Genomic DNA, 11,612 nt, shown 5'->3' with positions numbered 1-11,612 from the left:
TGTGTGCAACTTTTTCATTTGTAAATATTTAGATTCTTAATTCAACCAACGAGTTCATGTATATATTCTCCTACATTATTGCTGTAAATGCGTACAAGCCGTTTCTGATTAGTAACAATACCATCATCGTTTCTTTCAGGTTCTTCATTATCATCATCACTGCAAGAAGTAAAGTTTAAGCACGTCACTACGGCTAATAAAGCCATTCCGATTAATCTAAATGTTTTCATATTCATTGTTATTTTATGGTTATATATTCTTAGGATTGTTTTAATTTAGTAATTTGAGTAATTGTCACAAAATTCACTTCCGGCAATTCTTCTTTTGTGTCTACTGCTATATAGGGCGTTATCTTAGCGTTACCAACAAGTTTGACAGGCTCATTGCAAGGTAGTGTTGAGCGGTCATCAGTTTTCTCTATTTCAGCGGTGGCTTCAAAGGTCAAAAGATTGGTACTGACCTCTTTTAATGATTCTTCTGAGACTTTTACTTCGTGAATGCTTTTGATAGTAAAATCCCATACAGGTAATTCTACTTTTCCAGTATCTGTATGATACTTTTCAATAAAATAGCCAATAACTTCTGCTATGTCTTCTTTATTCATGATATAGTACTTTATATGCTATCCTAATTCCCCGAAGACAGCAGAAAACAATAAGGTGTGGGAACTATATCTGCTTTATCCTACTAACAGGCTTCTCGCATTGCCTTGACTGTGGATAAAACAATAGCATCCCACACCAGTCTTGACATATCTAAAAACCTTATAGAAGATATAAGGTAGGTATATATCAAATGGTGTGGTGCTATTGTTATCATCTTCACAGTCATCAAATTTTGCGAGAATTTGTTAGTAGAAGATAATCTCAATAACACCTTTCGTTAATATGTTCTTTCAGTATCTTAACGCATTAAGTTCACTGAAATCGCGGCAAAGTTAATGAAAGATTTTGAATGGTTAAAGATAAAACACTGATAAATGTAGTTTTAACGTGAGTTCGATATAATTCAGAACAATGCAAGTTGCCTGTCTTTGACGAACTCTATATCAATGGCACAATCAATACACATTTTAAAACTATTATCATTCATAATAATACAATTTATGTAATCATCAACAATAGTACCATGCTATTATATTGTATAACAAGATAGTATAAATAAATGATATTGTAATTTTTCGGAGCTTTTTGTGGTATTTCAAATCGCAAAAGCTTTGTTTGTTTATAGATTGACCCTTCTGGCCTATTTATAGAAAGAAAAAGAAAGCCGATAGTCCTACCTATATAAGGTTACACTATCGGCTCTGTTTCCTCATCCCCTGACGGTATGACAACTTCTTTCTCTCTTCTGCTAACTCTCAGTCAGCTTTTAGAGGCATTCCGTTGTCAGGGTAATGTTTTCAGCAATTCCTCTACAGCTGTCTTGAGTTGCGTATCTTCACCTTTCACGATGGTTTCGGGCGAATTGGCCACTTTGATGTCCGGCTCCAACTGGCTGTTCTCCAGATAGCTGCCGTCGGGCAGGCGATAGCCTATGATGGGAATACCGAATACGAGCGTCGGGTCTTGCAGACGTTCCCATGACACACTGGTCATGGTGCCCGGAACCGGCATGCCGACCAGCTTGCCCAACTTCCGATGGCTGTATACCCACGGCGTGCCATGTGCGTTGGAATAGTTGGCCTCGCACGTCAGCATGATGGAAGGCTTGTTCCAGCGCCGGCTGGGCATGTCGCAGGCTTCGCGCCCACGAACCACCTGTGTGAAGTACTTTTCTCCGCTGAACAAGATCTCTATGTCCTCGTGCAGGCGTCCGCCTCCGTTGAAACGCGTGTCTATCACGATGCCTTCCCGGTTGTTGTATTTTCCTAAGATGTCCGAGTAGACGGAACGGAAACTGTCGTCGCCCATCGACTTGATGTGCACATAGCCCAGACGACCGCCTGACCACTTGTCGACATCGGCAGCACGCTGCTTCACCCAGCGTGCGTAGAGCAAGTCGGTCAGTGCACTGCTTCGGATGGGGGTTACGACTTCGTCCCAACGCTCTTTGGTGTCGGCGTTGTAGAGTGAGACGAGTATCTTCTTTTGCGCCTTGCCGTTGAGCAGCGTGTAGCAATCCATTTCGGGAGTAATCTCGCTGCCATCTATCTTTTCGATGATTACCCCTGCTTTCACTTTGCTGCTTGCCTTGTCGAACGGTCCCTTCTCGATGACCTCGGCAATGCGCATGCCTTTTCCCTGATACTCCCAGTCGAAGAGCACGCCCAAGCTGGCAGTCGGTTCGCTCTGCCCGGTTGGGTAGAAGCGACCTCCGGTGTGCGACACGTTCAGTTCGCCCAGCCATTCGCTCAGCAGTTCGGAGAAGTCATAGTTGTTGTTGATGTGCGGCAGGAATTTGCGGTAGGCGGCTGTCATGGCATTCCAGTCCACACCGTGCATGTTGGTGTTGTAGAAACGTTTCTGCTGCTGTTTGTACACATGGTCGAACATGTATTCGCGTTCGGCGGCAAAGTCCAGTTTCAGCGAGGCGGAGAATCTCACCGGTTTCAGCTCATTGGAAGACATCGCCATCTTCTGCATGCTTTTGCTGCTCAGGATGAAGAGGTTTTTGCCGTCCTTGTCCAGCTCCATCGATGCCCATCCGGCATCTACCGAGTGCAACCACTTGCTTTCTTGTTTACGCAGTTCCATTTTCCAGAGGACGCGTCCGCTCTGAGTGCTTGCCATGTAGTAGAGGTTCTTGCCCTCTTTGTCGAGGATGGCGTTGCTCATATCCGAAGAGTACGGGGTCAGGCGCACGATGCGGTCTTCCATGCCCTTCAGTTCCACGACGATCTCTTTCACTTTGCTGCTGTCCTTCGGTTCGCTCTTTTTGCGGTCGCTCTTTTCCGCTTTGGACAGTTCGTAATCCTCCTTGCTCAGGCGGAACTTGTCGTAAGTTTCCTGATTGAGGAATACTAACATGGCGTCGTTCAGCGACCCCCACGAAGCATGCGCCCTCATGCCGTAACGCTCGGTGACGAACAGCACGGCATTGCCGTCAAGCGCGAAGCAAGGCGACCCGCTGCTGTATCCGCTGTTGGTCAGGTTGATGATTTCGCTGTTGCCTTTCGCGCTGACCAATCCTATGTCTGAGTACGGATCATGCTTGTTTCCGATAAATTCCAGGGTGAACCATTTACTGTCCGGCGACCAGGCGTAGTCGAATCCGCCGCCGGTGCTGTACCATGTGGAGCCATCGGTTATCTGCCGTACCTTCTTGCTCTCCAGGTTGTAGACCATGAGGCGGCTGCGGTTCTCGATGAAAGCAAGCTCCTTCCCGTCGGGCGAGAATTGCGGATGGGAACGTTCTATGGTGTTGGAGGGGAGCAGCGGCTCTTCCTTTATCAGGGTTGCGTTGGGGAAGTTCGGGTCTTCCTCCCGGACTATCTTTGCCAGGTAGATTTGCAGGTTCCCGTTGCGCTCGCTGTCGTAAGCCAGAGTCCGGTTGTCCGGAGCAAACGAGAGATGACTCTCCCGCGCTGCCGTATGGGTGATCTGCTTGGTGGTGGTGTACTCTGTGGAAGTGACGAATACTTCACCCCGCACGGTGAAAGCTATTTGCTTGCCGTCGGGAGATACAGTGGCGGAAGTGGCGCCGTCCGTATATTTGAAGTTGGCTATCTGCGGCTGGTCGTCGCGTATGATGTCCACGCGGGTTTTCCGGGGAGCGGAACCTACCTGCTGGGTGTAGATCTCCCCGTCGTATCCGTAGCACAGGATGCCGTTGCGGCTTATCGAAAGGAAGCGTACGGGATGCGTCTTGAAGGAGGTGACCGCTTTCACGGCTTGCGGCTGCGAGAGCGGGAAGGCATATACGTTGAACGATCCGCCGTTGCGCTCGCTCAGGAAGTAGAGGGTTTCTCCGTCAGGAGCCAGTACGGGGTTCCGGTCTTCGCCTGCACGGTTGGTGAGGTTGGTGTGGCGTCCTGTCTTCTGGTCGTACATCCACACGTCCCGAGTGATGGAGGAGGTATGGTGTTTTCTCCATTCGTTCTCGCCGCCTTTGCGGTCCTGATAGAAGAAACGTTTGCCCGACTTGTCGAAGCAGACGGCTTCGGCGGGCGTGCCTAATACCCGTTGCGTGCGTCCGCCCGCGACGGGCACTTGATAAAGCTCGGTCATAGAGGCAGCAGGAAAAAGCGCACTGCCTGCCGGGTCCTGTATGGAAGCCGAGAACAAGACCTGTTTTCCGTCCGGCGTAAAGGCAGAAGGGAGTTCGTTGGTCGAGTGGGTGGTCAGCCGTCGGGCGGCTCCGCCTTCTGCCGGCATCACGAAGATGTCGAAATTTCCATGCCTGTCGCTGGCAAAGGCAATCTGTTTGCCGTCCGGTGACCATACGGGGTTACACTCGTAAGAATCCTGAGTGGTGAGTTGTACGGCCGTTCCACCTCCGGCGGGCACTTTGTAGATATCTCCCTTGTAACAGAATGCGATTTCTGTTCCGTCGGGTGAGATTTGTATGTCGCGCATCCATAAAGGGGTGGCAGCATAACCGGTCATTGCCGCAAAACTGAGGGCAATGCAAGCAAAAAGTTTGTTCATAAATGTATTTAGATAAGTATTTGTGCAAAGATAGGCAATTCGGTGGCGTTTATGCAAGAGATTGCTTGTATAAAGTTAAAACTCTGTCCGGATCTGCTGTACTATTGTTCTATTTGCAATTCAACTGGGTTATGACAGAAATTTTCTTTTCCCCCCTTTCTGCGCTGTTCGTGCAGTTCGGGAAAATGTCTTTTGACGAATTGCACGAACGAACATTCGTTGAACCCGAACCGCCTTGCCAGCGATTTCACACTTTCGTTTGTTGTGGTGTATAGTTGCAGGGCTTCTTTATATTTCTCCATGCTTTTTGCCGATACAGTCTTGCCGTTTTCTGTCTTTTTCATTCCCAAGCTGGCGTGTAGTTCCGGTTCATGCTCTTTCAGATATTGTCTGAAGCAGTCAGGATGCAGGCTGAACTCGGCTGCTACCTGTGCCGTAGTCAGTCCTCCCTCTCTCAATCGGGCTATGGCATCAGTATATTTGGCTGCGGTGGCAGGGTTGTATCTGCGCACGGACGACCAGTCCACAGGCTTTCCTTCTTCGTAAGGGATGTCTTTGCGCTGACAGATCAGGTCTTTGTGCCAGGTTTGCAGATATTCGTAGAAACCTTTTATCGACACGTTTGTCTGTTTGGCTATTTTTCGGGCAGATGTAGGTGTGGTACGGTATAAGTGCAGAGCTTCCGCGTATTTCTCGATGATTTCAGGAGTAGGGGCATGAACTGTTCCGCGTCCGGTTATCTTACCTTTACACTGTTGTTTGACAGCCTGTTTGCGTATCTTGATGCGATTCTCGACTAATTCCTTGTGATAGAATATCAAGTGTTGTTCCAATCCGGAGTAGGAGACATTACAACGCTTGGCGGCATCTTGTACCGTGATATAACGGTCGGCACGCAACAGTTCCACCGCTTTGGCGTATTGTTCTTTGCACCACGGACGTGTGCCACGCGGCAGACCGTCATTCAATCCTAACCGTTGCCGTGCCCGCTCCCGAAATTCCAGTACTTCAGGATAATGTGTACGCAACTGTCTGGCAAGGTTCGTACCGTTCAGACCAAATTCACGGGCAATCTGTGAGATGTTATACCCTATATAGTCCATACTGTCGCACGCTGCGATAGCTTCCCTGTATTTGGCGTGGGTTTCAGGATGTTGCCCGCGCCGCTGGCGGATCTTGATACTATTGGCCTCCTCCTGGCTGCACTTGATGCCGTTGCGTTTCAGCATCAGATGGCGGTGGTAGGTATCGATATAGCAGGAAAATCCGTAGAGAGATACACCACACTGCCGACAGATCTCGACGTAGGAGAGGTCGGTAGTGGCGTACAACTCCAGTGCAGGACGATATTTCGCTTCAGTTTCGGGCTTGCACCCTCTTATTCGGTTACATTTATTATCTTTCAAGGTTTTATTCTATGTCTTCAACGCACCGGATAAAGCAGGCGGAACTCGTCTTATCCGTCTCTCCTCCTTCCAATGGTTCGGTTCCACCTGTATTAAAGTCAAGGGTAAAATAGTTAATATCGAGAAATGATTTTGCAGGATTTTGCTGATCAGTTTCATTCCCTGAATTGGGTCGAGGCTTCTCGTAGCGCTCACACCAATAAATAGCGCCTGGTCTCATATATATATCCTCAAATAATGGTCTATACTTAAGTGAATTCCAGCCATATTTTTCAGTGTATTCAGAGTATTTCTTTCCACGCCATGAGTATTGTAGACTGCCGGGACCGCCAATGTTTTCCTTGTCATACCATGTCTTGTCTGTTTTTCTTTTACCGTGACCCGACGCACCTATCGGGAAGAATAGATTGTTCCCGTTTTTTACATTATATACAAAGCACCCACGCATTCCGTAACGTTTATCCCCATCTCTGTAGTAGCCGTACACTTCCTCTATCTTCTCCAATGTTTCGGTAGCATCATCGCCATAAAGTACTCCGTAAGCAAATTCTCGGTCGTTGGCATTACGCAGGTTATCATAATCAGCTATACTTGCCACACGGACTTTAACTTTTGTGCCTGGATTAGTAATGTCAGTTACTTGTATGGCTTTATCGGAAAATCCAGGAGAATCAATATTTTTATTAGCGGCAGCAGTTATATCCTTCCATGACTTAGTTTTACCATCAGCTAAAGAAAGCGAATTGGTACCCACCTCACTCTGAAAGCCGTAAGTCTTATTATTCTCGGCAAGAATGGCATCATCTAAGTTTCCGTATTTGAAAAGTGATCCCTCTTCTAACGGTGACTGGGTTTCCTCAGTGGAGCTATACAGGTTGAAAGAGTGCCATTTTATATTTCGATCATTCAGTACCAGCGGTGCATATCCTTGGCGGACAAATATACGATGATGGCATGTATAATTGTTATACTCAACCAAGACAATCGCAGAACGTACCGTTGAACTAGATTTGCACTGTCCATTGAAGTCTATATGAAAGTCCATTGGTGAGTCGATAGTTCCATGTACATATCCATCTTCACCTGCTTCCCTAAGCTTAATCATCCCGTCGTTGTCGATTTCAACTTTTGCACGCCAAGGACCTTTAGACTCGTATGTTTCAAACTCGTCAGCATCTTCATGAGGAAGGATTTTCATTACAACATGGAAACTGTTTGTATTATCCCAACTTCGCCACACACCTTTAGGATTCACACATCGGCGTACCTGAATAATTGAAATTGTATCAATCAGGTTCTTACCATCTTTGTCTTTAAATACTTCCCCGGTATCCTTATTTATTAATTTTAGCTGTAGTTTCGCTTCTCGGGGATAGGCAACAAAAACGTTGTTTCCGGTATATCCGGTAGAGGGTACCAATTGTTTCGGGCGTGTATAAAACGGCATTATCAAATTGATACCTCCGCCTTTAGCCGTCTCTACAGAATAACCGTCATACGTACCAACAGTTAATTTATTAAATGTTCTTAATCCATTTTCTGGGTCCTTTTCCCATTCAGTTTTATTCAGGTCCGGTTGCGTCTTAAAGTAAGCACCATCATCATCTGGCGCAATTATTTTATGCTTATCCTTCTTGAGCGACAAAAAGCCGTTCCAAACAGCCATACGCACTTTCCTTTCAGGATAGACCCTTGCCGTATCGGCATATTTGTAATTGTCACCTTTTTCCAATATGGGCCACCAGTGATTTTCGATTATACGCACTTCTAATTTTGCGTTACTTAAATTACTTCCTTTGAGTCGGATTGGTAAGTTGGCCTCCTGATTATAGAGGTAAGAAATATAGTAGGGATTGGGCACAATCATTTCCTTATCTTCTACATATTCAATATGCCAGTCGACATCATTGGCATAACCGTTGAATACCAATGTTAACTTGTAGTGGCAGTTGCGTCTGGCATTATAATCCTTTATAACGTCCTGTCCAAGCATAAAACGGTAGATAATTTTGCCCTCACCGGGACGGTCACTCATGCGTGAGTCATAGTAACCTTCTACCTCTATGTATGTTCCGAAATCAACTCCGTCCTTTTTGATATAAGTGGCATCTCCGGGTAAACCGGGAGCGTCAAGTTCTTTGTTATTATCGCTGTCCTGTCGTTTGTCTTTAATGTTGGGTTTTGATTTTTCGTCACCCTGCAGGTTCTCGTAGAAATAGAGTGCCGGTGTGTATTCTGTATGATAATCAGCTATCTCAGGCGACTCGGGAACAGGTTGACCGGATGGCATAAGTCCGTAGATGGGCTTGCCACGTGAAACGAATGGCCACGATTCAAAATCCTCATTATCGGGGTCATCGGGTCTGCCGTTGTAATAATAGACTTCTCCGTCTTCATGAAGTTCATCTTCAGGCTTTTTGCCATTAAACTTCTCGAATGTTGCCGATGTATAGCCGGGCGTATTGTCGTTACCCAGATAGCAATACTTTGGTATATGCTTTATTTTTATAGATTTAAAATGTATTCGGATGCCATCTCTCAGTTTGTTAGCATCGAATGCTACGGTCACTTTTGAGGCGGCACGGCGTAGCCAGGCATGAAGTTTTACGCTTTTTTCTTTTATAACAAGGAGTTCCTCCGTTGATTGAGTGGAAGTATTCGTAAAATAACCTATCATTTGGCCATTGGCGGTTACATTCTTAAGATCCCATGTGAGTGAGATATTTTTGAGTCCGTCCACAGTTTTTATTGCTTCGGAATATTCATCGCTTGTAAGCAAGTCGGGGATATTCGCTATGGCATACATATAATATTGACCGAAACCGATTTCCTCCGGTAGCTTAAAAGAGGCGCGTTTGGTCTGTGCTTCTGCATTTTTTCCGTTTTCCGCATCTGTATTTGTACGGTCTTCATTGGATTCGGTATATTCTATTAAATCCTTTAATTCCCATTGGTATTGTTCTATCAGGTTTCTTTGGGAATCATACAACAATACATACAAGCTGCTAATCTCTTTTAGTGCATCTCCTGCGGCTCGTGTCTGAGTCAGTGCTGAAGACATGGGTTTGAAGTCCAATGTGGCAGATATATTTGCTTTGCCTTCGCCTATGGTCTCCTGCTTTATAAATTCGTCATAGCAACCTGTAACGGTTATAATCATCAGATAGACAATGATATGTCGTACAAAATGCTTCATATAATTTCTTATTTATTATTCTTTAATGTCCAATCCGAATATGGGATCAAGTTTTACTTCGCTGTAAGGAATCACATCTACTACGATTTCCATACTGTTTTTCAAAGTTATGTTCACCACAACATGGGTATTGCGGAAAAGAGCCTTCAAGTTGGGTAGCGTACGGGTGAATTTTTTTTCTTTTTCTCCTTCTTTTATATGGAGTGTCAGGATGTACTCTTGTTCGCCATGCACCGGTTCCCCTGCTTTGAGGTTCATGCTCTCGGGTAGATAGAATACGTTCTGTGCTACGCCTGCTTTTGAGTTATCGGGGTAGTCTATATCAACATTTGGTTTTTTTATGGTTACAGCCTCGGTGTGGGTGTAGATTTTTTCCTTATCAGCCAGCGCCGGCAGATCATAGTCTTTCAGCCAACCGGCGGCTTCTGTGCTGTCTTTAGTGTCGTCTTCAGACGAGGCATCGGAGACTTTCTTTAGCCATTCTATCCACGTTTTTCCGTCGAAGAGTGTCCGGTTCTGTTCGCTATCATTGACATGCGCCATCAAGAAGTTCTTGTCGGCATGTTTCTGTAACGTGAATTTGTTCACAATTACTTCTTCGCCACGCCAGTTCATAAAGTTTATTGTGAACTTAGTGGCGACACGCACTACGTAGAACGTCTTCTCGACATTCCCTTTTTCAGGAACCTCTATTTCATACATGGAGGACATGGGGATAGGCTTGTTCGAATAGTCCGGAGTGAAGTAAAGGTTGTTTATTTCGGTTTCAAAGCCGGGACTATTCTCTGTGTAACGATTGAAGAAGTCGGTCAGTGATTGGTCTCCTGTCGTTCCACCTTCTGTCACCGTCACACCTTCCACAGCGGATACACTCTTTTCGTTGGCGAAAAGGAATATCTTTTTCTTTTCATTAGGTGTTACCTTGAGTAAGATGTATTTTGTTTCTTCTGCACTCTCCAGTTCATAGTACCGGTTATGTTCCACTGTTCCGTTTTCATGTAGGATTATGACGCGCACATTTCCCATCTTCTCGTTGACGAGTGGCTCTGCCAGTCCTGATCTCGTTTGTGTAAGTGGCTCGATATTCAGAAACAGGGCAGCTTCCGTAGTGTCCGGCAAGGATTCTTCCTGACTGCTGCACGCCACCATAAAAGGCAGTGCGAATGCCGCCAGGCAGACTACAATGCTATATATAATGTTCGATTTCATCAGTCCAATCCTTCTTTCTGATTATTCAATTTCAATGTTACTCAATTTCAATGTTACTCAATACCACCCGCCAAGAGTGAATCAGTATCTGGCTGCTGATCCATTTGTTGTTCTCGTCGAGGAAGAATGTCATCACATAGTCGTCCTCGCGGTCCAGGAACTCCTGATCGGTCATCCTACGGTTGTATTCCTCTTCGTAATAATCCTTTGCCAGCAGGGCGTAGTCTATCACGGGGATGCGTGCCACTGTTTCACCCTCTTGGTTGGTGATGGTAAGGAACATTTCTTTACGATGGGCTTCTACCAGACGTCCCACAGTCAGGTCGGCGATGGCACCCTTTACGTTAATGGTGGCACGGGTATCTTCTTTGCCCACTCCTGCCTCGCCGTTCTGTGTCTTCCAAGGGCGGTAGGTGATATTTTCATCTTCCATTAATTCGTTGTCATGAGCCATCAGCCCGTTCTCGTCTTCTATACGGAAGTTGAACTGGTTGACATCTACATCCTCTCCCGAAAGGTGTTGCAGGATGACGCGGATGTGGTTGGTGTTCTTGGTCAGGTACATGGTGTAGTCGTAGCTGCCTCCGTCGTCGTTTGAGGGGAGCGACACATCCAAAGTGCCATGAAATAGGCGGTAAAGCCTTTCTTCGCTATAGGCGCCGGATTTATCGTACTTGCGGTTCAATGCACATTGCAATTGTTCCATCCGAGTCTCGCCGATACGGGCTTCGGGTACGGAGAAGGATTCTTCGCGCTCGCCGTCGTTCCGAAGGCCGCACCATGCCAATAGCTGATAGTCGCCGGCAGGCAGGTCGAGCAATATCGAGTAGTTCTCTGCGGTTGACGGGTCTACCTGTTCTTCCTGTTGCCATACCAATACGCCCGACGGGTCGAAGGCGTACAGATGAACGGATGAGACCTCGTTGGCGAAAGCGTCTGCCCACTTCAGGTTTCTATCGTAGCGGAACTTGAGGCGGTAGTACACTGAACAGTCGCCTTCTTCGTCGTAAATCACTCCATTGCATGCGGCAAGTGGAAACAGCAAAACAGCTATCGCCATAAGCCATGCATTTCTGATACAAGCCGATATATTCATGTCATTTATCTTTGTCATCATATATAGTCTCCGACAACTGCCGGAGTATGAATTTCCATTTCAAGTGGGAAAAACCTTACAAGGATTTCCAAAAACGCATCTCTCTTTGCACCGAT

At 46.2% G+C, this 11,612-nt stretch carries 7 protein-coding genes; all 7 read right to left on the bottom strand.

All coding sequences use genetic code 11. From position 1 onward, the window contains the following. Positions 1–41: 41 nt before the first annotated feature. On the bottom strand, positions 42–230 hold the full coding sequence (locus tag QZ323_RS08795; protein ID WP_294634230.1) for a hypothetical protein: 189 nt from the start codon (positions 228–230) through the stop codon (positions 42–44). 29 nt (positions 231–259) lie between these two features. Then, a complete protein-coding gene (locus QZ323_RS08790; protein ID WP_294634229.1) occupies positions 260–604 on the bottom strand; it encodes a hypothetical protein in 345 nt (114 codons plus the stop codon). 784 nt (positions 605–1,388) lie between these two features. Beyond that, on the bottom strand, positions 1,389–4,589 hold the full coding sequence (locus QZ323_RS08785) for a S41 family peptidase (protein ID WP_294634228.1): 3,201 nt from the start codon (positions 4,587–4,589) through the stop codon (positions 1,389–1,391). Positions 4,590–4,690: 101 nt separating this feature from the next. Next, entirely contained in the window at positions 4,691–5,995 is a 1,305-nt protein-coding gene (locus tag QZ323_RS08780; RefSeq protein ID WP_294634227.1) for a hypothetical protein, read from the bottom strand. 4 nt (positions 5,996–5,999) lie between these two features. Beyond that, positions 6,000–9,191 carry a hypothetical protein gene (locus QZ323_RS08775; RefSeq protein ID WP_294634226.1) on the bottom strand — a complete coding sequence of 1,064 codons (3,192 nt, stop codon included), beginning with the start codon at positions 9,189–9,191 and terminating at the stop codon, positions 6,000–6,002. Positions 9,192–9,206: 15 nt separating this feature from the next. After that, the gene (locus tag QZ323_RS08770) at positions 9,207–10,400 is read right to left on the bottom strand and encodes a hypothetical protein (protein ID WP_294634225.1); all 1,194 of its coding nucleotides are present in this window, start codon (positions 10,398–10,400) and stop codon (positions 9,207–9,209) included. A gap of 37 nt (positions 10,401–10,437) precedes the next feature. Next, a complete protein-coding gene (locus tag QZ323_RS08765) occupies positions 10,438–11,460 on the bottom strand; it encodes a FimB/Mfa2 family fimbrial subunit (RefSeq protein WP_294634224.1) in 1,023 nt (340 codons plus the stop codon). Between the last annotated feature and the right edge of the window lie 152 nt (positions 11,461–11,612).

It is taken from the genome of uncultured Bacteroides sp. (assembly GCF_910585845.1).
Lineage (GTDB): Bacteria > Bacteroidota > Bacteroidia > Bacteroidales > Bacteroidaceae > Bacteroides.
This window is presented reverse-complemented; position numbering and strand designations above follow the sequence as displayed.

What these genes read in the sequence shown, in the direction of transcription:
- QZ323_RS08795 (WP_294634230.1), bottom strand. Translation starts at nt 230, where the DNA reads ATGAAAACATTTAGATTAATCGGAATGGCTTTATTAGCCGTAGTGACG.
- QZ323_RS08790 (WP_294634229.1), bottom strand. Translation starts at nt 604, where the DNA reads ATGAATAAAGAAGACATAGCAGAAGTTATTGGCTATTTTATTGAAAAG.
- QZ323_RS08785 (WP_294634228.1), bottom strand. Translation starts at nt 4,589, where the DNA reads ATGAACAAACTTTTTGCTTGCATTGCCCTCAGTTTTGCGGCAATGACC.
- QZ323_RS08775 (WP_294634226.1), bottom strand. Translation starts at nt 9,191, where the DNA reads ATGAAGCATTTTGTACGACATATCATTGTCTATCTGATGATTATAACC.
- QZ323_RS08770 (WP_294634225.1), bottom strand. Translation starts at nt 10,400, where the DNA reads ATGAAATCGAACATTATATATAGCATTGTAGTCTGCCTGGCGGCATTC.
- QZ323_RS08765 (WP_294634224.1), bottom strand. Translation starts at nt 11,460, where the DNA reads ATGGCGATAGCTGTTTTGCTGTTTCCACTTGCCGCATGCAATGGAGTG.